Genomic DNA, 23,994 nt, shown 5'->3' on the forward strand with positions numbered 1-23,994 from the left:
AAATCCTAACTACCTACAACCGGATTGACTCCGGTCCAGATCTGCACCATTCGAACCAACATCACAGCGACTGTCAAAAGAGCCGCCCCCATCACGACGTTCGACCACTTGGAGCGCTCTACCAAGGCCCATAAACCGCCTGCCACCGGTATAAGTAGAGCCACGATCAAATATCCAAAAAACTCCCAGGTGTCGATGGCGGCCCGCCCGCCCAAAATCACAAGGCTGATTGAGGCAATCAGCTGCATCAACAAGCCGAACTCGGCGATCGCCATAATGGAGATCGAAAAGCCGCTTGGCTTTCTACCGAGAAGACCCATGCCGATAAGCAGCAATCCTGCCGGCACTAATAACCACAACTGCGCTAGGTACCACCACTCAAGCATCTTGCACCGCGGGGAAAACCACTAGGGACCTATATTTCAAGCCGGCACTTTCCAAAATTGCAACCAGGTCTCCCTTGGGCGACACCCCGCTGACGCGAAAATCTCCAGACAGGTCGATTTGCCTGCCAAATCTCAGATCTCGCTCCTGCTCCAGAGTCAGCGCCACGCTTGGATAAATCTCCGCTGCAGCAAGTTCTAAATCTGTCACCAAGATTTCGCCGTCAAGTTGGCAAGCAGAATCTAATGAGTAGTCGCCGACTTTAGTTCGACTTAGCGCAGTTAGGTGGCCGCCAACCTCGAGCCGAGCTCCAATGTCTCTTGCGAGCGCCCTAATGTAGGTGCCTGATGAGCAATCCACCAGGACGTCAAAATCTAAATAATTATCCAAAACGCGAACTTCAGAGGTCCGCTCAAACCGGCGAATTGTGATATCTCTGGCCAAAAGCTCAACCGTTTTCCCCTCGCGCACCAGATCGTAAGCCCTTTTGCCATCCACCTTTATTGCACTCACACTCGAGGGCACCTGAGAGATTTCTCCGGTGAGCCTTGCAATCTGTAAGTCAATTTGCTCGGGGGTTATGCCAGATGCGTCTCTGGAGCCAATTATTTCGCCCTCGGCATCATCAGTTTCGGTTATTGCTCCCAGCCGAATCGTTGCCAGATACTGCTTATCGACGCCGATTAGAAACTGCAGCAGTTTAGTTCCAGACCCCACCCCAATAATCAATAATCCGGTGGCCATCGGATCGAGGGTGCCAGCATGGCCAATCTTTTTGGTTTTTAGGATTCTGCGCAGTCTTGCAACCACATCAAAAGAAGTGAAGCCCTGGGGTTTAGCAATCAGGGCAATGCCATTTGGCATTAGTCCTCCTGCACCCTTGGCTTCACGTATGGATCGGCATCGCCAGCCGGCTTCGCGTTCCTGGAGAGTTTTTGAACCTCTTCATCGCGACGTTTAGCTTCGGCCAATAAATCAGCGAGCGCCGTTGCAACTTCTGGAACATCATCTCGAATCAACTCGATGGTTGGAGTCAAGCGAATCGAGAGCTTATGCCCAATCTCGCCGCGAATCCGACCCTTGTTTTTCTCCATAACTTCAATGGATTGTTCGATATCATCATCGCTACCCATTACGGTGTAGTAGATCTTCGCGTGCATCAAATCAGGAGTTACTCGAACATCGGTGATGGTGACAAAGCCCAGGCCGGGGTCTTTTACAACCTTGACCAAAGCCTCAACCACCAAAACCTTGATGCGCTCGCCTAGTTTGCGAGCTCTTCCATGATCAACCACTAGGCCCTCGGCTTCTCCACCATTTCAAAGGCTTCGATGACGTCATCGACCAAGAGGTCCTTGAAGTCTCCCAAACCAATTCCACACTCGTAGTCGGTCTTCACTTCGGTGGCATCATCCTTGAAGCGCTTTAGCGATTCAATCTTGAGCCCGTCCTTGATAACTTCACCCTTACGAAGAACCCTGGCCATTGCGTTACGTCGCATTAGACCCGAGCGAACATAGGAGCCAGCGATGATGCCGAACTTGGAGGACTTGAAGATGTCTCTGACCTCTGCGGTTCCAAGCTGTTTCTCCTCGTATTCTGGCTTGAGCATGCCCTTGAGCGATGCTTCGATGTCGTCCAGCACGTTGTAGATGACGGTGTAGTGACGGATATCGACACCCTCACGGTCGGCGCGCTCCTTGGCCTTATTATCTGGCCTGACGTTGAAACCAATGATTACCGCCGAGTCGACGGTGGCTAGGTTAACATCCGACTCGGTAATCGCACCAACACCGCGGTGGATGATTCGAAGCTGAACTGAATCGTCGACCTCGATCTTCATCAAGGAATCCTCCAGGGCCTCAACAGCACCTGAGACATCTCCCTTGATGATGAGGTTTAGTGACTCGACCTTGCCGTCTTCAATCGCCTTAGCAAAGTCCTCAAGCGATAGTTTCTTGCGGGTCTTGGCCAGAAGTGCGTTGCGATCTGCAGCCTCGCGCTTCTCAGCGATCTGGCGAGCTTGGCGCTCATCCTCGGCAACCACAAAGGTGTCACCGGCACGCGGCACCGATTGCAATCCAAGCACCTGTACTGGTCTCGATGGAGTTGCCTCTATTAGTGAATCGCCGTTTTCATCAAACATGGCGCGAACTCGGCCGTGAGAGGAACCTGCCACAATGGCGTCTCCGACTCGCAGGGTTCCAGACTGAATCAACACTGTCGCGACTGAACCTCGGCCCCTATCGAGGTTCGCCTCGATTGCCACACCGCGAGCATCGCGGTCTGGATTGGCGCGCAAGTCAAGAGCTGCGTCCGCGGTCAGGAGCACCGCATCGAGCAACCTGTCAATACCTTCGCCCTTGAGAGCCGAGACGTTCACGAACATAACGTCGCCACCGTACTCTTCGGCCACTAGGCCAAACTCGGTGAGTTGCTGACGAATCTTATCGGGGTTAGCGCCTTCTTTATCAACCTTGTTGACCGCAACCACGATTGGCACCTTGGCGGCCTGAGCGTGGTTCAGCGCCTCAATGGTCTGAGGCATCACACCGTCATCGGCTGCCACGACCAAAATTGCGATGTCGGTAACCTGAGTACCACGAGCACGCATTGCAGTAAAGGCCTCGTGACCCGGGGTGTCGATAAAGGTGATTGCCCTATCTAGACCTTCGTGAGTGGTGTGTACCTGGTAGGCACCGATGTGCTGAGTAATGCCACCGGCCTCACTCGCTACGACATTGGCGTTACGGATTGAGTCCAACAACCTGGTCTTACCATGATCAACGTGACCCATGACAGTAACAATCGGAGGCCTAGCCTGAAGATCTTCATCTTCTTCCTGCTCTATGCCGGTTGAGATATCCAAACCGAAGCCATCGAAAAGCTCTTTTTCCTCGTCCTCTGGGGACACCACTTCAATCTTGTAACCAAGCTCGACGCCAAGAATCTGGAAGGTGTCCTCATCCAAAGATGCGGTAGCGGTAGCCATTTGACCCAAGTGGAACAAAACCGTAATTAGCTGACCCGGGTTGGCGCCAATCTTGTCGGCAAAGTCCTGAATGGATGCCCCCCTGCGCAAGCGCAACACGGTGTTTCCGTCCCCGCGCGGCACCATGGTGCCACCAAGACTCGGTACATCTCTTTGTTCAAACTCTTCTCTCTTGGTGCGCTTTGACTTGCGAGCCTTGCCGCGGGCACCGCCCTTACCGAAAGCACCTGCTGTTCCAGCACCTCGGCCACCGCGACCCGCTGGTCCCGGCCTGCCCGCTGGAGCGCCACCCGGAGCGCCGCCTGGTCCGCCACCAAAGCCTGGGCGTGGAGCGCCAGCACCCGTGCCGGCTGGTCTAGGAGCGCCACCCGGGCGAGGTGCACCCGGTCTGGCTGGAGCGCCGGTTTGACCAGGTCTTGCCGGAGCGCCACCTGGGCGTGGTGCACCTGGTCTGGCCGAACGGCCCATGCCCTGGTTGGCACTAAAAGGATTATTGCCGGGCCTTGCCATTGGGCGAGGAATACCCATGCCCTGAGCAGAGCTAAAGGGGTTGTTGCCGGGCCTTGGAATACCCAAAATCGATGAAGCTGCCGCAGCGGCAGCCTCGGCTGCTTGCGGTTCTGCTGCTGCAGAGTCTGAGGAAGAAGGGGTTGAAGCAACTGGAGAAGGTGCCGCTGGAGCTACTTCCGCGGGAGAAGACTCAACTGCGACCTCGGGAGCAACCGGGGTCGGAGCAGCGGGCTTTGGGGTCGCTGGCTTACTGACTTTGGACTCGGGAGCTTTCTCAGCGGGCTTCTCAACCTTGGGAAATGATTTACGAAGCTTGGCCGCTACCGGCGGGGCAATCGTGGAAGAACCACCTTTTACATATTCACCGAGCTCTTCGAGCTTTGCTAGGGCGACCTTTGTGTCAATGCCAAGTTCCTTGGCCAAATCGTATACGCGTGGAAGCGCCAATTTCTTTTCTCCTGTCTGGGGCCTACCCAAACAGGGCAGGCGTTAGTGCTGAGGGGCTCTCATTTCGAGTAACTCATCGTGATTTCAGCATGTTTTCTGCCTTATTCCTTAGCCAGGCTTCGAACTCAACCAAATCGGTTGCACCCAAAGCTCGTTGAAAACCTTTTCTATCGATAGCCAGCTGCGAACAACTCTCGTGGAACCAAGCACCTCGGCCGGGAAGATTCCCGTCCTGATTGATCTTGATGGTGTTTCCAACTAGAACAACTCGCATTAGATTTTCGACTGAATCGCGCTGGCGACAGCCAACGCAGGTTCTTATCGGCTTTAGTCTAAGCCCAGATGCCACCAAAGTGACTAACCTTCTAAAATGCTGTCGGGCTGAATGTCAATCTTGGCTCCGGTTAGCTTCGCCGCAAGCCTCGCATTCTGACCCTCTTTGCCGATTGCTAGGGATAATTGAAAATCAGGAACCAGCACCCTTACCGCCTTGGTGGCGTGATCAATGATGTAGGAGTCGGAGACCTTGGCTGGAGACAAAGCGTGCGCGACAAACTTAGCCAGGTCCTCAGAAAAGTCCACCACGTCAATTTTCTCATCGTGCAGCTCCGCACTAACAGCTCGAACTCGCTGACCCAGTTCCCCGATGCATGCACCCTTGGCGTTGATGCCTGGCTCTCGAGCTATGACTGCAATTTTGGTTCGATGGCCAGCTTCCCTAGCAATCGACGCAATTTCAACCTGCCCGGAGAGCACCTCTGGGACCTCAAGCGCAAAAAGTTTGCGAACTAGGTTCGGGTGAGTTCTGGAGACGGTGATTTGAGGACCGCGCAGACCCCGCTGAACGCTGGTCACATAAACCCTGATTCTGGAACCATGCGCGTAGTTTTCTCCAGGGACCTGCTCTTCCGGAGGCATCATGGCCTCGATGGAACCGAGATTCACATAAACCATATTTGACCTGGTGCCCTGCTGAATTACACCGGCCACGATGTCGCCCTCTTTGCCCTTGAATTCGCCTAAGAGGCTTTCATCTGAAATCTCTCGAAGTCGCTGAGCGATGACTTGCTTGGCAGCGAAGGCGGCGACTCTGCCGAAGCCGTCGGGGGTGGAATCCGATTCACCGATTCGTTCGCCAGCTTCATCTAAAACCGGAGCGTAAATAGTTACGTGTCCCGATTTACGGTCCAAAACCGCCCTCGGGCCAGCGTCCGAACTGCCAATTTGCTTGAAGTATGCGGCCAAGATTGCCGATTCAATAATAAGAACCAGCTCTTCGAAAGGAATTTCTTTTTCTCGCTCTAGAAGCCGCAACACTGAAAGATCGATGTCCACGATATTCTCTTTTCTATTATGAGCGCTCAGAAATGAGCTTTGCCAATGCAGATTCTATCTTCACCGCGACCCGCTCATTACTTCTTCTATTCCAAAGCTCCACTTCGCCATCGACAACGCCCTTGCCGCAAATCAAAATCCATGGCACGCCAATCAACTCGGCATCGGCAAACTTGACTCCCGGGGAAAGCTTTGGGCGATCGTCAAGCATGACCGATAAGCCGGCGGCTTCGGCTTCGAGAGTCAACTGCTCTGCGACCTCAAAAGCCACTGGATCCTTGCCGGTGGCGATGATATAAACATCCGCCGGCGAGACGCTCTCCGGCCAAACAAGACCCTTTTCATCGTTATAAGATTCCGCCAAGACTGCTACCAACCTGGTGACGCCAATCCCGTAGGACCCCATGGTTACCGTCACCAACTTGCCATTCTCGTCAAGCACTTTGAGCCCCAGGGCCTCGGCATACTTGCGACCCAGCTGGAAGACGTGACCGATTTCGATACCGCGCGAGAGCTCCAATTCGCCCGAACCATCAGGGGCCGGATCTCCAGCTTTGATTTCGGCGATATCGGCATAGCCATCGGACTCGAAGTCTCTGCCAAAGGTTAGGTACCAGACGTGTTTTTGATCGATATTTGCACCGGTTATCCAAGCACTACCTTTGGCAATCCGTGGGTCAACCAAATAGCGAATCTTAGACTCAGTCTTTTCGCCCAGGTGCTGCTCGCCGCCAAGATTAGGCCCGATGTAACCCTTTACCAATGCCGGGTACTTCTTGAAATCCTCCTCAGTGGCGGGCTCTACTTCTTTGGGGCCAAAAAATGCCTCGGCGCGTTTCGGGTCAACCTCGCGGTCCCCCGGCAAACCAACAATTACAAGCTCACGCTTGCCATCTTTATCGGTAAGTGCCAAGACCACATTTTTCAGCGTGTCAGCTGCGCTCCAGACACCCGCAGTCTTGGGGTGATTCGCGTTTGAAAAATCCACCAGTGAAGCAATGGTTGGAGTGTTTTGAGAGTCATGGACCTTGGCAATCGGGTTCAGAGAACCATCGATTTCATTTGCTACCTCAAACTTCACCGCTTCAACATTGGCGGCGAATCCTCCCCTGGAGCGAACAAAGGTGTCTTCCCCAATTGGCGAAGGATTCAAAAACTCTTCTGATTTCGAGCCCCCCATCGCACCGGCATCCGCCTTCACGATCACGTACTCGACACCCAGACGCTGGAAAATCTTTTCGTAGGCGGCCCGCTGAGCCGCATAGCTTCTACCGAGACCCTCGTCGGTCACATCGAAGCTGTAAGCGTCCTTCATCACAAACTCGCGCCCACGCAACAGCCCCGCGCGAGGCCTTGCCTCGTCGCGGTATTTGATTTGGATTTGGTAAATAGTTAGTGGGAGATCTTTATAAGAGCTGTAGAGGTCTTTGACCAAGAGGGTGAAAACCTCTTCGTGAGTCGGTGCTAGAAGGTAATCCGCATCCTTGCGGTCCTTCAGGCGAAAAAGGTTGTCACCATATTCGCTCCAACGACCAGTGATCTCGAACGGCTCTTTGGGCAACAGCCCTGGGAAATAGACCTCCTGGGCACCGGCAGTGTTCATTTCCTCGCGCACAATTGCTTCTATTTTGTTTTTTACCAGCAGTCCAAGCGGCAGCCAGGAGAAAATCCCTGGAGCATTGCGGCGAACGTAACCGGCTCTCACTAGCAGTCGGTGGCTTTGGACTTCGGCATCGGATGGATCCTCGCGAAGTGTGCGCAAAAATAAAGTACTCAGGCGTATGGGCATGAGCTCAATGTTAGCTATTTGTCGGAGGTCGTGACCTGCGCTGTGCCAGAAATTGCTGGATCCATTTCCGCCGCGATCCGATTTGCCTCTTCAATCAAGGTTTTGACAATTTCGGATTCGGGCACCGTCTTGATAATTTCACCCTTTACGAAAATCTGTCCCTTGCCATTTCCCGAGGCCACGCCAAGGTCAGCTTCGCGAGCTTCACCGGGCCCGTTCACAACACATCCCATAACCGCAACTCGGATTGGGACGGTGAGGTGCTTTAGCCCCTCGGTGACATCGTTCGCAAGGGTGTAGACATCCACCTGAGCGCGACCACAACTTGGGCAAGAGACAATCTCAAGCTTTCTTGGGCGAAGATTTAGGGACTCCAGGATCTGGAATCCAACCTTGATCTCTTCAACTGGCGGAGCGGAAAGCGAAACCCTGATGGTGTCGCCAATTCCGCGGGACAACAGTGCCCCAAAGGCGACTGCCGACTTTATGGTCCCCTGGAATGCCGGCCCGGCCTCAGTGACGCCAAGGTGGAGCGGCCAATCGCCGCGCTCCGCAAGCATTTCATATGCCTTTACCATCACGACTGGGTCGTTATGCTTCACCGAAATCTTGAAGTCGTGGAAATCGTGTTCTTCAAATAGCGCGGCTTCCCAAATCGCAGACTCAACTAGCGCCTCTGCAGTTGGTTTACCGTATTTGGTGAGCAATCTGGGGTCCAGCGAACCCGCATTTACACCGATTCTGAGAGAAATACCAGCGTCTTTAGCTGCCTTTGCGATTGCGCCAACCTGATCATCGAATTTGCGAATGTTACCCGGGTTTACCCTTACCGCGCCACAGCCAGCATCGATCGCTGCGAAGACGTACTTAGGTTGAAAGTGAATATCTGCAATCACTGGAATCTGCGAGCGCTTGGCAATAATGCGAAGTACGTCGGCATCGTCTTGGGTTGGCACTGCCACTCGAACCACATCGCAACCGGTGGCAGTCAGTTCAGCAATCTGCTGCAGGGTGCCATTGATGTCGGTGGTTTGGGTGGTGGTCATGGACTGCACAGAAATTGGTGAATCGCTTCCAACCCCAACCTTGCCCACCATAATCTGGCGAGTCTTTCGTCTAGGGGAAATTGTTGGTGGCGGACCTTTGGGAAGACCCAGATTTACAGCAGGCACTTATGTTTCCTCTCGAGATGCAACAAGCAAGAACAACGAACTAGCCGTTTGGCTTCCTAACCCAGGCGAATCGGATTAATGAAATCGGCCGTGATAAACAAAATACCTACCAAGATTAGTAATGCCCAAACCGCATAGGCCAGAGGTAGAGCCCGAGCCGTGTCAATTGGGCCAGGGTCCTTTTTAGTTATGAGCTTTACGGTTCGACGTTTTGCCCCTTCGTAAACCGCGCCAAGAACATGACCGCCATCCAACGGCAGCAGTGGAATCAGGTTGAAGGCGAACAACGCCAAATTCAAAGAGCCAATCAGCATTAGAAGTGATGCCAACTTGGCGTCGATACCGATCGCATCGGTAGCCGTTAGCTCACCCGCCAGCTGCCCAACCCCCACTATCGATACCGCGCCCATTGGGTCTCGGTCGCTTAGTCCCAATGCCGAGCTCCCTACCTGCCAGATTTGCGCGGGTAGTTGCAGGACGAAACCGAGCGTGCTTAGGGTCATGTTGCCGGCGTAGCTCAGGGACTCCCCCAGCGAAAGGGGTTGCAATTCAGACTTGAACTGAAAACCGAAGATTGGTCGAAGTTCGGTGATTGGCAGACCGGCTTCATCTTTTAGAGGCGAGTTAGTCTCGGAGAAGACCTGACGCTCAGTGAAAACTGGGGCTATCGATAGAGTAAGCGACTCCCCCGAGCGCCGAACCTCAAGCATCACGGGGCTCCCCGGGGATTGGTTCATAATCGCAATAGCCTCATCCCAATTCAAGACTGGGTTGCCGTTCACGGCTGTGATGGTGTCGTTCGCCATGAGGCCCCCTGCCGATGCTGGAGACTCTGGAGCGGTTGCGGGGCAATTGCCCTGGGCATCGGCCTCAATGCAAGCAAACACTTGGTCCACGCTCATCGAAGGCTGGTTAATCCCAAGACCTGCCAGGGCCCCGATGATTAAAACCACCCCGAGTAGCAGATTCATGACCGGACCCCCGAGCATGATTATTAGTTTTTTGGGAGCTGAAAGTTGGTAGAACTGACGGTTGTCGTCAGTTGCAAGAATCTCTTTTCTGACCTCTACTCTCGCCTCGTTAATCCATTTTGAAAATGGGCCGTTATAAGGCTTTGTCTCCGGCGGATACATACCCGCCATCGAAATATATCCACCAAGCGGAAAAGCCTTTAGGCCATATTCTGTTTCGCCGCGAGTAAAGGACTTGACGGTCGGGCCAAACCCAACCATGTACTGCTTGACGCGCACCTTGAATGCCTTGGCGGGCAGCAAATGGCCAATTTCGTGCAACCCGATAGATAGCGCAATCCCCACCAGCACAATCAATATGCCAAGGATGTAAAGCAGGGTGTCTACCACTTGTAAAGGCTACCTTCAAAGATCAAGAACTGCGTTTTGCTATCAGCGAATCAGCGGTTTTCCTGGCCCAGATTTCAGCCTCCAGGACACCCTCGAGGGTCAGCTCCAATTCGGCTTCATGAAGATCAACCGTTTCAGCAACAATCTGCAGAATCTCCAAAAAGCCGATTTTGAGTTTATGGAACGCCTCCACTGCCTGTTCGTTGCTGGCGTTAAATACCGCTGGGTAGGTAAGCCCAGCTTTGCCGACTTGTCGAGCCAAAGCTACTGCGCCAAAGACCGCTTCATCAAGCGGCTCAAACTGCCAGTTATGGGACTTGGTCCAGTCCAGGGCCTGGCTTACCCCCTGCACTCGGTTGGGCCAATTCAAGCTGATCGCAATCGGGAGCTTCATATCGGGCGGTGAGCATTGAGCGATAACCGATCCGTCAATAAATTCGACCATCGAGTGGATGATTGACTGCGGGTGAACAGTCACCTCGATTTGCTCAAAGGGGAGCCCAAATAATAAGTGCGCCTCGATTATCTCGAGCCCCTTATTGACCAATGTTGCCGAGTTTGTGGTTACCACTTTGCCCATATCCCAGGTCGGGTGCTTCAGCGCCTGCTGTGGTGTGACTAGCGCCAGCTGATCAAGGCTAAAGCCGCGAAACGGTCCGCCCGAAGCTGTGAGAATGAGTTTTTTTACTTCGCCATTCGAGCCGGATCGAAGCGCCTGCGCGATTGCGGAATGCTCGGAATCAACCGGCAGGATTTGCCCTGGTGCAGCGATTTTAGTGACCAGAGTGCCGCCCACAATTAGCGACTCTTTATTTGCAAGGGCTAGCTGCTTTCCAGAGGCCAAGGCCGCCAAAGTTGGCATTAGTCCCGCTGAGCCGGTGATGCCATTTAGAACAACATCGGCCTGAGTGCCTGAGACAAGATCGCTAGCTGCCTGAGTGCCCAGAACTGCATCGGATGAAGCGAGGCCGAACTTATCACGTTGATAATCAAGTAGGTCTTGATTTTGGAACCCGGAGATTCCGACCAATTTAAACAAATCGGGGTACTGCTCTATAACCTCGAGGGCCTGAGTGCCAATTGACCCTGTAGAGCCGAGAACAATCACTGAACGCATCCTGCAAGCTTAGAACCAAGTGCGAATCGCGAACTCTAGGGCGCTAAAAGCTCTCAAAGAATCTACAATGGAAGATATGACCATTGAGCAAAAACGAAATCTTGTGACAGCAATTCCAGGGCCAAACTCTATCGCGTTGCAAAAGCGCCGGATGGAAGTCATTTCTGCTGGGGTGGGCACAGCCCTCCCAGTCTTTATGGACGAAGCCCACGGAGCTATTCTGCGCGATGTCGATGGCAATCAGTTCATCGATATGGGAAGCGGAATCGGAGTAGTGACCATTGGTCACACCAACCAGCGAGTGGTTGAGGCTGTTCAGCACCAGGTCGCCAAACTTACCCACACACTTTTTACTGTGGCACCCTATGAGCCTTATGTAAAAGTTGCCGAGATCATCACAAGGCACACACCAGGGACCTTCAAGAAGAAAGCGGCATTTTTCAATTCGGGCGCCGAAGCCGTTGAAAATGCCGTGAAGGTGGCCCGCAAGGCGACCGGCCGAACTGAGATCGCGGTTTTTGATCACGCGTATCACGGCCGCACCAACCTGACCATGTCCATGAACTTCAAAATGCACCCCTACGGCACCGGATTTGGGCCACTAGCCGGGAGCGTGCACCACGCCCCGATGAGTTACCCGTTTAGAGATCCAGAGGGCATGACTGGCGAAGAGGCTGCTGCCAGGGCTATCACCTACCTAGAAAAGCGAGTCGGGGCCTCTCAGCTCGCTGCGGTTTTCATCGAGCCGATTCAGGGTGAGGGTGGTTTTATCGTTCCCGCCAAAGGATTCCTAAGGACACTTGATCAATGGTGCAAGGCAAATGGCATCGTGATGGTGGCCGATGAAGTTCAGTCGGGCATCGCCCGAACGGGCAAGTGGTTTGCCAGCGAATGGGAAGAAGGCTACGAGCCGGATTTGATTACTGTCGCCAAGGGTATCGCCGGCGGGCTGCCGCTTTCAGGCATCGTGGGACGTGCAGAAATAATGGACGCTTCTCACGCAGGCGGTCTGGGTGGAACCTTCGGTGGCTCCCCAACCGCCGTAGCCGCTGGGGTGGCGGTCCTGGAGCAGCTGGAAGAAGGCGGCTGGCTCGAAAGATCACTCGAAATAGGCGAGATTCTGACAACACGTCTCATTGCACTTCAAGCCCAGTATCCAATCATTGGTGAAGTGCGCGGCAAGGGTGCGATGCAAGCTATCGAATTTGTTGAAGCAGGCACTATGAAACCAAATTCCCAGGCCGTGGAAGAACTGGTGCGCCACTGCCATCAAAACGGTGTGGTGATTCTAAATGCCGGAACCTATAACAACGTGATTCGGTTCTTGCCACCGCTTGCAATCAGCGACGAACTGCTGCATGACGCTCTGGATGTCCTGGCAGCTGGCCTCGAAAAGCTAGCTCAGTAACTAGAGAAACATCAAAACCACCAAAACAATCAAAGGAGATTTGTTTTGCACAGCTTCCAAAACCGCGAAAAACTCAGCGCACTCCACCAGGCAGAGTTGGACCGGTTTATAAAAACCCACCCGAAATCTCAGGCACGGCATAACCAAGCCAAGTCCTCGATGCTCGGGGGCGTGCCCATGATTTGGATGTCAAAGTGGCCGGGGCCATTCCCTATCTACGTTGAGAGCGCCAAGGGTTCGCACTTCAGCGACATAGACGGGAATCAGTACGTTGACTTTTGCCTGGGTGACACCGGAGCGATGTCGGGACATGCACCCGAGGCAACCGTTGCCGCAGTCCAGGCCCAAATAGCCAAAGGCTCCACATTCATGCTTCCGACCAACGATTCCATCGTTGCCGCAGAAATTCTTCAAAAACGATTTGGCCTGCCGAGTTGGCAATTCACCCTCACTGCAACAGACGCCAATCGCCACCTGATTCGCTACGCCAGACACGCCAGCGGCAAACCGAAGATCGTAGTTCACGATTACTGCTATCACGGAAGCGTTGATGAAACCTTTGCAGTCTTGAGTGATGACGGACAAACGATTGCTCGAAAGGACAATATCGGAAAGCCGGTTGCGCTGGACCAAACCACCGTAGTTGTGCCATTTAATGACTTAGCAGCTGCAGAGCTAGCTTTTGCGGTGGGCGACATTGCAGCGATGCTGATCGAGCCCGCCATGACAAACATCGGTATCGTGTTGCCGCTACCCGGCTATCTAGAGGGGCTTCGAGAGCTCTGCGATAAATACCAGGTGCTCCTAATAATCGATGAAACCCACACACTATCAGCGGGCATTGGAGGCATGACGAAGACCTTGAACCTAAAGCCAGACGCAGTGGTGCTTGGGAAAACTATTGGTGGTGGAGTCCCAGTTGGGGCCTTTGGGCTATCGGCAGCTTTCGCTCAAAGAATCATCGACTCCTCAAACCTAGAGAGCATTGATGTTGGCGGAGTAGGTGGAACCCTGGCCGGGAATGCCCTTTCAATGGCCGCGGTGGCTGCCACGCTGTCTGAGGTCCTGACTGAAGAGGCATTCATTGAAATGGAGCGACTGGCTACCCAATGGACTAAAAACGTGCAGCAGGTAATAACGCAAGGAAACCTCCCGTGGCAGGTGTCCCAAATTGGCTGCCGCGGGGAATACAGCTTTCGATCTAAGGCTCCGCAAAATGGAAAAGAAGCGAACGCCGCGGAGGACTTCGAGTTACAACAGTATTTACAGCTGCACGCCATGAACCGCGGAGTTCTCATGACACCGTTCCACAACATGGCGCTGATGTCACCAAAGACAACCGACGCTGATTTAGAAAAACATCTAGCTCACTTTAGCGAAGCAACCGCAGCGCTATTTGGCTAGTTTCTTCGCTTTCCTGCTGCCGCGGATCTGAACGATGAGCACGATCGCAATCGCGATCAAGAACACCGACGACCCAATCACATTAGCCTCTGCAGGAATTCCTCTTGCGGCCGCCGTGTAGACGAACTTTGGGAAAGTTTCGATTGAACCTGAGTTGAACTGAGTGATGATGAAATCATCGAAACTCAAAGCAAACGCCAGCATCGCGGCGGCCAAAATGCCCGGCAGCAAAAGCGGCAGAGTCACTTTTCTGAAGACCTGAAATGGGTTGGCGTAAAGGTCTCTACCCGCCTCTTCTAAAGCCGGATCCAAAGTCGCGACGCGCGCCTTTACCGTCACCACGACAAAGCTTAGAGTGAACATAACGTGGGCAATTATTACCGTGGTGAGCCCCTTTGCCCACCCAAAGTCAAGGAACTGAGCCGCAAGCCCAGCTCCCATTACTACTTCGGGAGTGGCCAGTGGTAGAAACAAAAGCAGGTTTGTTGCTGCTCGCCACTTGAAGCGGTATCGCACTAGCGCAATGGCAATCATGGTGCCCAAAACTGTGGCAATAGTCGTTGCGCTCAGCGCGATTATCAAAGAGTTCCCAAAGGCGGTGCATACAACCTGCTGGTCACAAACATTGATCCAGTTATTAAAGGTGAACCCTCGCCAAATAATATTTGATTTGATTGAGTCATTGAATGAAAAAACAAAAGTGTAAATGATCGGGATCATCAAAAAGGCAAAAGTAAGGACGACATAGGTCGGTAGCAGCCAGCGGCCCAGGGAGAATCGGGTCATAGTAGGTCATCCGTTCCGCTGCGCTTCACATAGGCCGACACCAAAACCACAATCGCAGCCATCAGCATCACGGATAGGGCCGAAGCAGTTGGGTAGTCCTGAATTCTCAAAAAGTTGGCCTCCACCACGTTTCCAATCATGGCCGTGTCTGGACCTCCCAGAAAGTCTCGGCTGGCAACCACGTAATCTCCGCTGATGGGGATGAAGGTTAGTAGCGTTCCAGAAATGACCCCGGGCAACGAAAGTGGAAAAGTAATCTTCCTAAAAGTGGTAGCCGGGCTCGCATATAGATCTGAACCCGCTTCGACCAGTCGCATGTCCAGCCGGTCGAGATTGGCATAAATTGGCAGGGTCATAAACGGAATAAAGTTGTAAACCAGGCCAAAAATAACGGCAAAGTTGGTGCCAATGATGTAACTGTCTGCCCCGAAGATTCCGACATCCTTCAGGACATTCACTATCCAAGAATCATTGGAAAATATCTGCTTCCAGGCGAAGGTTCGAAGCAGGAAGCTAATGAAAAATGGCGCAATTACCAAAGTCAGCAGTATGCCCCTGAGCAGCGGGCGCTCCCTTGCCCTAACGGCTATGAAATAGGCAATTGGATAGCTGATAAGCAAAGCGATGATGGTGGCAATGAAAGCGAAGGAAAAAGACCTAAAAATTTGTGGAGCATATTGAGAGACCGCGTAGGCGTAATTGCCAAATTCAACACCAAAGTCGTACTGTCCGATAATTCCAGAGGGAGCCGGTTGTTTTAGCGAAGCCATGATCAGCGAAATCAGCGGAGTGATAAAGAATAAACCAAGGTAAATCAACCCTGGCACGAGTAGCACAAGAGCTACGCGACCACTTTTAGTCTGAGTTTTAACCTGCGTCTTAGAAGTCTGCCCAAATGCCACGAACGCCATAGCGTTAGGCGTCTTCTGTGGTGCCGGAGGGCAAATCGCTCAAACCGAAGCTGTGCTTAACTTTCCAACTGATCCAAACTTGCGCTCCCAATTCAATCACCGGTGATCGCCCAATGTTCTGCGCAAATACCGTGACTTCGCCGACATGGGGGATGTCTATCTGGTACTGATTGCTCACTCCGGTAAAGCGAATATCGGTTATCTCACCGGGTCCGAGCACATTGAGCTCTGAGCTTGATTCTGGTTTCTCTTCGAGGAACTGCACTTTTTCGGGACGCACTCCGATTGCAATTTTGCCGGTCTGCTTTTCAGAGCGTTCCGTCAAGACTGTGACCTTGCTCCCTGCGACAGAGATACTCAGAGTTCCCGAAGAACTATCAAGAACATCGCCAACAAAAATGTTGGATTGGCCCAAGAATTTAGCAACAAAGGCGGTTCTTGGCCTCTCATAGAGAGCTTCCGGCGAACCTAGCTGCTCGATATGGCCCTGGTTCATAACCGCAACGGTGTCTGCCATATCCATTGCTTCTTCTTGGTCATGGGTTACGTGCAGGAAAGTTAGACCGACCTCCATTTGTATTGCCTTGAGTTCAATCTGCATTTGTCGCCTGAGCTTTAGATCCAGTGCACCGAGCGGTTCATCAAGAAGTAGCAGGGCGGGGCGATTCACAAGGGCCCGAGCTAAAGCCACTCTTTGCTGCTGACCGCCCGAAAGCTGCTGAGGCTTTCTGGCCGCAAGGTGCTCAAGCTCAACCAGCTCTAGTGCTTTTTGCGCCTTATCCAAGGGTTCGGGGAGCTTGCGCTGCCTGATACCAAAAGCCACGTTTTCCAGGACGCTCATGTGGGGAAATAGTGCGTAGTTTTGGAACACGGTATTCACGGGCCGCTCGTGGGGCTTCATGCCGGTCACGTCCTTGCCGCCCAAAAGGATCTGCCCCTTGGTTGGCGTTTCAAGGCCAGCAATCATTCGAAGGGTCGTGGTCTTGCCACAACCCGACGGGCCTAATAAGGCGAAGAACTCCCCGGCCGGGATATGGAGGTGAAGGTCGTCAACCGCCACGAAACCGGGAAACTCTTTGCGAATACCTTTTAGCTCTAAATCCTGACCACGAGCTACGAAATCAATCGCCACCTAGGCGCCCAGAAGAAGGTTTTGCCAAGCCGATGAGAATCGCTGTTCCTCTTGCCCGGTTAGCGCCCTGAAAGCCTGAGTGTTCGAAAGAGTCTGTTCACTCGGGAAAATCAGCTGGTTTTCGGCCAATACCGGATCAATTCCGAACGCAACTTCCTTCGCTCCGACCACTGGAGTGATGAAGTTCACCCAAAGAGCCAGCTCTGCTGCGTTCACCGGGTCGTAGTAGAAGTCGATTAGCTTCTCCGCATTTTTCTTGTGAGTGGCTCCCATTGGGGTAACGAATACGTCCGCCCAGATTGTGGCTCCAGACTCGGGGAAGATGAAGCCGAATGGCTCTGGTTCTTCATCGGTCGCCGCTTCAATGTTCGCCACGGTGATGTCTCCCGACCAGGCCGTAGCGGCGATTATGTTCCCGGTGGCAAGGTCGTCAAGGTAGCTGTTGCCGCGCACGTTGAAAATCTGCCCGGCGTCAATTTGAGCCTTAATGATCTCGATGGCGCTCATGAAGGCATCTTCGCTGAGGCTGGAAGTAGAAGTGATGTCAATCCCCTCCGCCATCAGAACTATCCCGACGCTGTCGCGCATCTCAGATAGCAATCCGACTCTTCCGCGAAGTTCTGCCGCCCAAAGATCGGCAACTGATCCAGGAGCATCCTTGCCGGTCGCTTCTTTATAGGCCTTCTTGTTATATCCAATCCCTGCAAAACCCGCCTGCCAGGGAATTGAGTAGATCCGGTCTGGGTCATCGGCCGACCCAAGGTAACTGGGGTCTAAGTTAGCAACCTTATTTGGCATATTTGCATCATCGAATGTCTGAATTACACCCAAGTTTTTGAGCCGTTGAGCCATCCAGCCAGTTGGGCAAGCAATGTCTGCACCAATATCCTGCCCGAGCTCGAGCTGGTCTTTGACCTTTGCGTACCAGGTGTCGTTATCGTCGATCTCGATGCGGTAATCAACGGTGATTCCGCTTTCCTGCTCGAATCTTGAGAGAGTCGGATAGTTTCCCGCTTCATCCTCGTCCATATAAGCGGGCCAGTTGTGCCAAGTCAAGACGGGTTCAGAATCGGATACATCCGTCAGAGGTGTCAGGGTCGACTCGGCCGTGGCGCAGGAGGCCAGCGATAATGCAGCCGCAGTTCCTCCGATTCCAGCTAGGGCCGCGCGCCTAGAAACCTGGTGGCTTCTGGCTGCTTTAACCAGTTGGCGAAGCATTGGGTCTTGAGGAAGTCCTCGCATCATTGCAATCTCCTAAATCCAGCTATCTCTAACCGGCTCATTTTCTTTCCTTGAACCTGCACCCTGAAAATCCAAAGCTTTGCAAAGTTTGTCATAAAACCTTTTAGCAAGTGCCCGTGAAACCTATATTTTACTTTCAGTCTCCGATGTAGCTCATGACGTGCTTCACACGGGTGTAATCCTCAAACCCGTAGTGAGACAAGTCCTTGCCATATCCAGAGTGCTTAAAACCACCGTGCGGCATCTCAGCTACCAGTGGAATGTGAGTGTTAATCCAGACCGCACCAAAGTCCAAGTACTTGGCAAAACGCATTGCCCTGGTGTGATTAGAGGTCCAAACCGAAGAAGCCAATCCGTACTGAATGTCATTGGCCCACGCAAGAGCCTGTTCGTCACCAGTGAAGCGCTGAACGGTGAGCACCGGCCCGAAGATTTCGTCTTGAATGTGCTCGTCGTTTTGCCTTAGACCAGAAATAACGGTCGGCTCCAAGAAGTAACCCTTGGGCCCAATGCGGTTTCCACCAATTTCTACCTTGGCGTGGGCCGGCACTCGATCTATAAAGCCCTGAATCCGAGTGAGTTGGTTCGCGTTATTAACAGGTCCAAACAAAATGTCAGCCTCGGAAGGAGCACCGACCTTGGCGTTGGTTCTGACCTCATTCAAAAGCGCCGCCATAAAGCCGTCGTAAGCCTTATCCTCAACCAGAAGCCGAGTTGCAGCCGTGCAGTCCTGACCGGCGTTGAAAAAGCCAGCTGCCACAATGCCGGCCGCCGTCTTCTCAAAATCAGCATCTGCAAAAACAATTACCGGAGCTTTCCCACCCAGCTCTAGGTGGACCCTCTTTAGATCCAAGGCTGCGCTCTTGGCAACCTCCATTCCGGCCCGAACCGAGCCGGTGATCGAGACCATCTGGGGAATCTTGTTTTCCACCATCGCACGGCCGGTATCACGGTTTCCCGAAACCACGTTAAATACACCTGCTGGTAAAAATTCCGCCGCAATCTCAGCCATAAATAAGGTTGACATTGGAGTGGTGTCTGAGGGCTTCAACACGATTGTGTTTCCCGCCGCAATTGCCGGAGCAAACTTCCAAACCGCCATGTTAAGTGGATAGTTCCAAGGGGTCACCTGTCCGATGACACCGATTGGCTCCCGACGAACCGAGGAGGTGTGGTCTCGCATATATTCCGCAGTGGCACGACCCTCAAGGTTCCTGGCAGCTCCAGCAAAAAAACGAATCTGATCTACGGAGGGCATAATTTCGTAGTCAACCAGTGTGGATCGAGGCTTGCCAGTGTTCTTTGATTCAATGTCCGCTGCCTCTTCGGCTCGAGCCTCTAGAGCATCGGCAATCCGGAACAGGGCAAGCTGGCGCTCGCTCGGTGTGGTTTGACTCCAGTCGACAAAGGCCTTCTGAGCCACCGAATAAGCATCTTGCACATCGGAATCGGATGAGACGGGTGAGTGGGCGTAGACCTCTTCGGTGGAAGGATCAGTGACATCTGTGGCGAGATCGGAACTTGCCGACACGTATTTTCCACCAATAAAGTTTTGCAGCTTTTGAATGGCCAAGAATCGCTCCTCATTGAGATACTTTCCACCGACTTTAGCCAATGGATAGCCAATCCGATAGCTTTCTGGACAAACTCTGCTGATTTCGAACAAAAATAGGAAAAAAACTGCGGATTGAATTGCGAAAGGGCAAAACCACTGACATAATCGAAAAATGTCTAGGATGCTGCGCACCCGTGAATCCCAGCTTGATGATGTCTCAAAACTAATCATTGAGCAGTTACAGCATGACGGCCGCAGATCATATGCCGAGATAGGCAAAGTGGTCGGCCTCTCAGAAGCTGCCGTGAGACAAAGAGTTCAAAAACTAACCGAATCCGGCGTGATGCAGGTAGTAGCAGTCACCGACCCGATGCGACTTGGCTTCAAAAGACAAGCGATGGTGGGCATTAAATGCTCTGGGGATGTTGAGGCCACAGCAGTGGCACTAAGCGATATTTCAGCGGTTGACTATGTGGTCATGACCGCTGGCGGCTTTGATATTTTGGTTGAGGTGGTGTGTGAGGACGATGACGACCTGATCGCCCTTCTCAATTCAAAAATCCGGATTCTGCCCGGAGTGGTATCAGCGGAGACATTCGTCTACCTGAGACTGCACAAGCAGTTCTACAACTGGGGAACTCGATGACGAGCCTTCAGCCACATCTAACAAACGAATAGAAGTGATATTTCATGGCAATCCAGGAAAGCAGAAAGGTAAGCGCGCTCAGCAAGCTATTTGGCAAACGAAAGCGCAGGGTTGATCCAACCCATACCAAAGCAGACCGTGACGATCTGCCGCTCATCGAGGCCATAGCGAGCGGCGAAGTAATTGGCGACAAGCATCTTCAGCAAAGCGCCAAAGACCACCTCTGGCTGCACTTTACGCGCCACGCACCCTACCAAGACAATGATATGACAATCATTGAGCGCGGTGAGGGGCACTACCTCTGGGACACCAAGGGCCGCAAGGTCTTCGACGGACTCTCTGGTCTATTTGCAGTAAATGCTGGGCATGGGCGTCAAGAATTAGCAGACGCCGCCGCCAAGCAGATGATGCAGTTGGACTTTTTTCCCCTCTGGTCCTACGCCCACCCCAAGGCGATTGAACTAGCGGAGCGGTTGCTCTCATACGCGCCAAAGGAACTCACTCGAATCTTTTACACCACCGGAGGTGGTGAGGCGAATGAGACCGCTTGGAAGCTTGCAAAGCAGTATTTCAAGCTAACGGGAAAGCCTCTGAAAACCAAAGTCATCAGCAGGCAAACCGCCTACCACGGCACAAGTCACGGAGCACTTTCAATCACTGGTATTTCTTCCATGAAGGCGATGTTTGAGCCGTTGGTTCCTTCAACCTTCAGAGTGCCCAATACCAACTGGTATCGCGCACCGGGTGAATTTGCTAATGAAGAGGAGTTCGGAATCTGGGCGGCAAACCGCCTCGAGGAAGCGATTCTGTTCGAGGGTCCAGAAACGGTAGCCGCGTTTTTCGTTGAGCCAATTCAGAACTCGGGAGGTTGCTTTACCGCACACCCCACTTACTTCAAAAGAGTTCGTGAGATCTGCGATAAGTACGATGTGATTCTGGTGGCCGATGAGACCATTACTGGCTTCGGGCGCTCGGGAGAGATGTTCGCATCTACCAAATACGACATTCAGCCGGACATGATGGTAACCGCCAAGGCAATAACCTCGGCGGCCGCCCCTCTTGGAGCGCTGTTTCTAAAGGAGAAGTTCTTTACGCCTTTCACAGAAGACAAGGTAATCTTCCCCCACGGCTATACCTTCGCAGCTCACCCGGTATCTTGCGCCGTAGCACTGGCCAATCTCGATATCTTCGATAACGAGCGCTTGGTGGAAAACGTGCGAGTGAACTCCCCGATATTCAGGCAGACCCTCGAGAAACTCAAGGACCTTCCGATTGTTGGTGACGTTCGCGGTGATGGCTACTTCTTCGCAATCGAACTTGTGAAGAATAAGGCCACCAAAGAGACCCTGAACTCCCAAGAGGCGGAAAAGATTCTGCGTGGGTTCTTGAATAACGCTCTCTACGATGCGGGTCTCTACTGCAGAGCGGATGACCGAGGAGATCCCGTGATTCAGCTGGCTCCGCCGCTGACCATCGGGCCCAAGGAGTTCAACGAGCTCGAGCAGATACTGCGTAGCGTCTTAGTGGAAGCTTGGAAAAAGCTTAGCTGAGTCTTAAAAAGCCCCGAGGAATCTATTCCTCGGGGCTTTTTTCATAACCTGAAACTGACCGTTTTTTCCAACTCATCATCATGAAACTCGAGCAATGGAAAAACTGGAGAACTTTTCCGTGCCGAGTGATCATCGAGACTGGATCCAGTATTTATCTCCCTGCCAATTTGAAAATAGAACTGAGTTTTGAATCCTGAAATGTCGGCGGCTGCAAGTCGAAGATCATTCGGCAAATCAAACTCCGTAGCGCTTTTTAGCCCTAACTGAGCAGCATCCACCGGGTCGGCCCGAATTACGACTCGGATTGCACAGTTGACCCAAATGGTTCTTGGTATCTGACTAAGGGTTTGATTGGCGCACAGCAAAAATACTCCGAGACTCCGGCCTTTAGCGGCCACAAGCTCAATCGCTTGAGCGAGTTCTCGATGGCGCATCACCTCACCCAATTCATCCACAACTATCAACAATGATTCAGAGAACATCTGTCGTTGACGATTGTTTATGAGTTCGTTGATTTCCGTGGCCAACATTTGGGCATCGGCCTCCGAGGCAAGCTTGGCTAGGTTCCGAAAGTCCCTAAAGCCTGACCCGCCCTTGAAGTCAACAGCCCAAACCTCTCCGCGGAAACTATTGACTACCGCGCGCATGAGTTGAGTCTTACCGCAGCCGGTGGGTCCAATTATGATTGCGTGCGGAGATCTATCGCTGGGCTCAAGGGACACTTTTTCCCCAGCAAGGGTAACTCCGTGATCTTCGATCTCAATATTCGCAAGAAGCTCTCTCGGGTTCCTTTTAAAGGCGGCCTCAAAGACCTGGTTGCGAATCTTTCCGGGCCACAGAATCGCCAAAAGCGGTAGCCTGCGATCGCCTAGATACACCCGTTCATCTGAGAAGGAAACCGAGGCGTCTTTGGGAATGTCGCGATACTTCATCGTCTGCGAGTAAACCAAAACCATCGCGCCGCTCATAATGAGAAGAATTGGATTTCCCTGGGTGATGAATAAAAATAAACCGTAACCTGCGCTGGGCAGTAAAAATAAAAGACTCATAGGAACAGTCTCCAAAAATCAAATAACGGTGTCTCCGGAGAATTGTGATTTTGTGGATAACTAACGGCCCGGAAGTTATCCACAGCCCAGAGCTCCCATTCCACGGCAAGGCTGGAAAGCGTCATAATAAATGTCATGGAAAACATGATCCTGGATGCAGCGACAGTAATCGACTCGCCAATTGGTGACATATTCATCGGCCTAAAGAGCTGGTCATTGGTGACAGTCGAGATTCTGACCGATGCCCATAAGCGCTCCAGCTTCAGCTCCACTTCAGGGGACCTAGAAATACTTGATGAGGCCCAAAAACAAATTGCCGAATTCTTTAGCGGGAATAGAGATTCATTCGAACTTCCAATTTCAGTCGCGGGGACCGCATTTCAAATGGCGGTTTGGAAAGAAATTGAAAAGCTGAAAAAGGGCCGGGTCCTTAGCTATGGCGAGATAGCAAGGGCTATTGGAAGCCCCATGGCTGCTCGCGCAGTCGGTGCGGCGGTTGGAGCCAACCCGTTGCCATTGATAATTGGCTGTCACAGAGTTCTGGGTTCGAACTCTAAAATAACTGGCTACTCCGGTGGTAAGGGCCTAGAAACCAAGCGCTGGCTCCTTTGGCACGAAAACATAGAGTATAAAAATTGAACACGCGAGCTCATCCCGATGGGCTGACCCGCTGCAGTTGGGTTACTGATGACCCCACCTACTTGCAATACCACGATGAGGAATGGGGCAATCCCAACCGTGGTCAACAGCAACTGTTTGAGGCGATCTGTCTGGAAGGATTTCAAGCCGGGCTCAGCTGGATCACGATACTTAGCCGTCGTGAAGGATTTCGCAAGGCTTTTCACAACTTTGAAATTACCAAAGTCGCAGCCATGGGCCATCAAGAGATCGATCTGCTCATGCAAGACCCAGGAATCATCCGCAACCGGGCAAAGATTCAATCAACAATAAAAAATGCTGGCATCGTCTTGGATAAAAAAATCAACCTCGTCGAACTGATTTGGAAGCACGAGTCTCAAACCAAAACAAAGACTGCTGCAGAATTCGAATTCCGATCGGAAAGCCCGGAATCCAAGGCACTTAGCAAGGAATTAAAATCACTGGGTTTCAGCTTTGTTGGGCCCACCACAATGTATGCCCTCATGCAATCCTCAGGTGTCGTAAAAGACCACGCCCCAGATTGTTTCCGTTCTGCTTGAAAATT

At 52.5% G+C, this 23,994-nt stretch carries 22 protein-coding genes; 6 read left to right on the top strand and 16 right to left on the bottom strand.

Features of this window, described 5'->3' with window-relative positions; all coding sequences use genetic code 11:
• Nucleotides 1-5: 5 nt before the first annotated feature.
• The 10 genes from BLP47_RS06955 to dxr all read right to left on the bottom strand — a co-directional run bounded on the left by BLP47_RS06955 (nucleotide 6) and on the right by dxr (nucleotide 11,107).
• On the bottom strand, nucleotides 6-386 hold the full coding sequence (locus BLP47_RS06955) for a hypothetical protein (RefSeq protein ID WP_091851999.1): 381 nt from the start codon (nucleotides 384-386) through the stop codon (nucleotides 6-8).
• Complete coding sequence (gene truB, locus BLP47_RS06960; RefSeq protein WP_091852002.1) at nucleotides 379-1,248, bottom strand: tRNA pseudouridine(55) synthase TruB; 870 nt, start codon at nucleotides 1,246-1,248, stop codon at nucleotides 379-381. Before truB ends, BLP47_RS06955 begins: the two co-directional genes overlap by 8 nt.
• Nucleotides 1,248-1,679, bottom strand: coding sequence for a 30S ribosome-binding factor RbfA (gene rbfA, locus BLP47_RS06965; RefSeq protein ID WP_091852004.1), 432 nt, complete (start codon nucleotides 1,677-1,679; stop codon nucleotides 1,248-1,250). The genes truB and rbfA overlap by 1 nt, the downstream gene beginning before the upstream one ends.
• On the bottom strand, nucleotides 1,679-4,333 hold the full coding sequence (infB, locus tag BLP47_RS06970; RefSeq protein ID WP_091852007.1) for a translation initiation factor IF-2: 2,655 nt from the start codon (nucleotides 4,331-4,333) through the stop codon (nucleotides 1,679-1,681). Before infB ends, rbfA begins: the two co-directional genes overlap by 1 nt.
• A gap of 73 nt (nucleotides 4,334-4,406) precedes the next feature.
• Nucleotides 4,407-4,682 carry a YlxR family protein gene (locus tag BLP47_RS06975; RefSeq protein ID WP_157671564.1) on the bottom strand — a complete coding sequence of 92 codons (276 nt, stop codon included), beginning with the start codon at nucleotides 4,680-4,682 and terminating at the stop codon, nucleotides 4,407-4,409.
• Between the two features lie 8 nt (nucleotides 4,683-4,690).
• On the bottom strand, nucleotides 4,691-5,668 hold the full coding sequence (nusA, locus tag BLP47_RS06980) for a transcription termination factor NusA (protein ID WP_091852013.1): 978 nt from the start codon (nucleotides 5,666-5,668) through the stop codon (nucleotides 4,691-4,693).
• A 16-nt stretch (nucleotides 5,669-5,684) separates the two neighbouring features.
• Nucleotides 5,685-7,457, bottom strand: a complete 1,773-nt coding sequence (locus BLP47_RS06985; protein ID WP_091852015.1) for a proline--tRNA ligase — start codon at nucleotides 7,455-7,457, stop codon at nucleotides 5,685-5,687.
• 14 nt (nucleotides 7,458-7,471) lie between these two features.
• Nucleotides 7,472-8,629, bottom strand: coding sequence for a flavodoxin-dependent (E)-4-hydroxy-3-methylbut-2-enyl-diphosphate synthase (gene ispG, locus BLP47_RS06990; protein ID WP_091852018.1), 1,158 nt, complete (start codon nucleotides 8,627-8,629; stop codon nucleotides 7,472-7,474).
• Between the two features lie 56 nt (nucleotides 8,630-8,685).
• Nucleotides 8,686-9,990, bottom strand: coding sequence for an RIP metalloprotease (locus BLP47_RS06995; protein ID WP_091852021.1), 1,305 nt, complete (start codon nucleotides 9,988-9,990; stop codon nucleotides 8,686-8,688).
• Nucleotides 9,991-10,012: 22 nt separating this feature from the next.
• Nucleotides 10,013-11,107, bottom strand: a complete 1,095-nt coding sequence (gene dxr / locus BLP47_RS07000) for a 1-deoxy-D-xylulose-5-phosphate reductoisomerase (protein WP_091852024.1) — start codon at nucleotides 11,105-11,107, stop codon at nucleotides 10,013-10,015.
• 76 nt (nucleotides 11,108-11,183) lie between these two features.
• On the opposite strand from dxr, the gene gabT reads away from it, so the two are divergent.
• Together gabT and BLP47_RS07010 are read left to right on the top strand one after the other, a co-directional pair.
• The gene (gene gabT / locus BLP47_RS07005; RefSeq protein ID WP_091853058.1) at nucleotides 11,184-12,515 is read left to right on the top strand and encodes a 4-aminobutyrate--2-oxoglutarate transaminase; all 1,332 of its coding nucleotides are present in this window, start codon (nucleotides 11,184-11,186) and stop codon (nucleotides 12,513-12,515) included.
• Between the two features lie 45 nt (nucleotides 12,516-12,560).
• Nucleotides 12,561-13,919, top strand: a complete 1,359-nt coding sequence (locus BLP47_RS07010; protein ID WP_091852027.1) for a transaminase — start codon at nucleotides 12,561-12,563, stop codon at nucleotides 13,917-13,919.
• Here the strand turns inward: BLP47_RS07010 and BLP47_RS07015 are convergent.
• The 5 genes from BLP47_RS07015 to BLP47_RS07035 form a co-directional block, all read right to left on the bottom strand.
• A complete protein-coding gene (locus BLP47_RS07015) occupies nucleotides 13,908-14,705 on the bottom strand; it encodes an ABC transporter permease (protein WP_091852030.1) in 798 nt (265 codons plus the stop codon). The genes BLP47_RS07010 and BLP47_RS07015 overlap by 12 nt on opposite strands.
• Nucleotides 14,702-15,616 (bottom strand): ABC transporter permease, encoded by a 915-nt coding sequence (locus BLP47_RS07020; RefSeq protein ID WP_091852033.1) that lies wholly within the window; start codon nucleotides 15,614-15,616, stop codon nucleotides 14,702-14,704. The genes BLP47_RS07015 and BLP47_RS07020 overlap by 4 nt, the downstream gene beginning before the upstream one ends.
• Before the next feature lie 4 nt (nucleotides 15,617-15,620).
• Entirely contained in the window at nucleotides 15,621-16,748 is a 1,128-nt protein-coding gene (locus BLP47_RS07025) for an ABC transporter ATP-binding protein (RefSeq protein WP_091852036.1), read from the bottom strand.
• Nucleotides 16,749-17,993 carry a PotD/PotF family extracellular solute-binding protein gene (locus BLP47_RS07030; RefSeq protein WP_091852039.1) on the bottom strand — a complete coding sequence of 415 codons (1,245 nt, stop codon included), beginning with the start codon at nucleotides 17,991-17,993 and terminating at the stop codon, nucleotides 16,749-16,751.
• A gap of 133 nt (nucleotides 17,994-18,126) precedes the next feature.
• Entirely contained in the window at nucleotides 18,127-19,605 is a 1,479-nt protein-coding gene (locus BLP47_RS07035) for a gamma-aminobutyraldehyde dehydrogenase (protein ID WP_371325782.1), read from the bottom strand.
• 112 nt (nucleotides 19,606-19,717) lie between these two features.
• Between BLP47_RS07035 and BLP47_RS07040 the strand changes: the two genes are divergently transcribed.
• Complete coding sequence (locus BLP47_RS07040) at nucleotides 19,718-20,191, top strand: Lrp/AsnC family transcriptional regulator (protein ID WP_091852042.1); 474 nt, start codon at nucleotides 19,718-19,720, stop codon at nucleotides 20,189-20,191.
• A 44-nt stretch (nucleotides 20,192-20,235) separates the two neighbouring features.
• Nucleotides 20,236-21,741 (top strand): aspartate aminotransferase family protein, encoded by a 1,506-nt coding sequence (locus BLP47_RS07045; RefSeq protein ID WP_091852045.1) that lies wholly within the window; start codon nucleotides 20,236-20,238, stop codon nucleotides 21,739-21,741.
• Nucleotides 21,742-21,782: 41 nt separating this feature from the next.
• Here the strand turns inward: BLP47_RS07045 and BLP47_RS07050 are convergent, their stop codons facing one another.
• Nucleotides 21,783-22,790 carry an AAA family ATPase gene (locus BLP47_RS07050; protein WP_091852048.1) on the bottom strand — a complete coding sequence of 336 codons (1,008 nt, stop codon included), beginning with the start codon at nucleotides 22,788-22,790 and terminating at the stop codon, nucleotides 21,783-21,785.
• A gap of 135 nt (nucleotides 22,791-22,925) precedes the next feature.
• Between BLP47_RS07050 and BLP47_RS07055 the strand changes: the two genes are divergently transcribed.
• Nucleotides 22,926-23,429, top strand: a complete 504-nt coding sequence (locus BLP47_RS07055; RefSeq protein WP_249883324.1) for a methylated-DNA--[protein]-cysteine S-methyltransferase — start codon at nucleotides 22,926-22,928, stop codon at nucleotides 23,427-23,429.
• Nucleotides 23,426-23,989 (top strand): DNA-3-methyladenine glycosylase I, encoded by a 564-nt coding sequence (locus tag BLP47_RS07060; RefSeq protein ID WP_091852051.1) that lies wholly within the window; start codon nucleotides 23,426-23,428, stop codon nucleotides 23,987-23,989. The genes BLP47_RS07055 and BLP47_RS07060 overlap by 4 nt, the downstream gene beginning before the upstream one ends.
• Nucleotides 23,990-23,994: the final 5 nt, after the last annotated feature.

The organism is Candidatus Aquiluna sp. UB-MaderosW2red, assembly GCF_900100865.1.
Taxonomy (GTDB): domain Bacteria; phylum Actinomycetota; class Actinomycetes; order Actinomycetales; family Microbacteriaceae; genus Aquiluna.

Coding starts and splice junctions, on each gene's coding strand:
- BLP47_RS06985 (WP_091852015.1), bottom strand. CDS start 7,457: ATGCCCATACGCCTGAGTACTTTATTTTTGCGCACACTTCGCGAGGAT.
- dxr (WP_091852024.1), bottom strand. CDS start 11,107: ATGCGTTCAGTGATTGTTCTCGGCTCTACAGGGTCAATTGGCACTCAG.
- BLP47_RS07055 (WP_249883324.1), top strand. CDS start 22,926: ATGGAAAACATGATCCTGGATGCAGCGACAGTAATCGACTCGCCAATT.
- BLP47_RS07015 (WP_091852030.1), bottom strand. CDS start 14,705: ATGACCCGATTCTCCCTGGGCCGCTGGCTGCTACCGACCTATGTCGTC.
- BLP47_RS07045 (WP_091852045.1), top strand. CDS start 20,236: ATGGCAATCCAGGAAAGCAGAAAGGTAAGCGCGCTCAGCAAGCTATTT.
- BLP47_RS07020 (WP_091852033.1), bottom strand. CDS start 15,616: ATGGCGTTCGTGGCATTTGGGCAGACTTCTAAGACGCAGGTTAAAACT.
- BLP47_RS07050 (WP_091852048.1), bottom strand. CDS start 22,790: ATGAGTCTTTTATTTTTACTGCCCAGCGCAGGTTACGGTTTATTTTTA.
- truB (WP_091852002.1), bottom strand. CDS start 1,248: ATGCCAAATGGCATTGCCCTGATTGCTAAACCCCAGGGCTTCACTTCT.
- BLP47_RS07030 (WP_091852039.1), bottom strand. CDS start 17,993: ATGATGCGAGGACTTCCTCAAGACCCAATGCTTCGCCAACTGGTTAAA.
- BLP47_RS06955 (WP_091851999.1), bottom strand. CDS start 386: ATGCTTGAGTGGTGGTACCTAGCGCAGTTGTGGTTATTAGTGCCGGCA.
- gabT (WP_091853058.1), top strand. CDS start 11,184: ATGACCATTGAGCAAAAACGAAATCTTGTGACAGCAATTCCAGGGCCA.
- BLP47_RS07040 (WP_091852042.1), top strand. CDS start 19,718: ATGTCTAGGATGCTGCGCACCCGTGAATCCCAGCTTGATGATGTCTCA.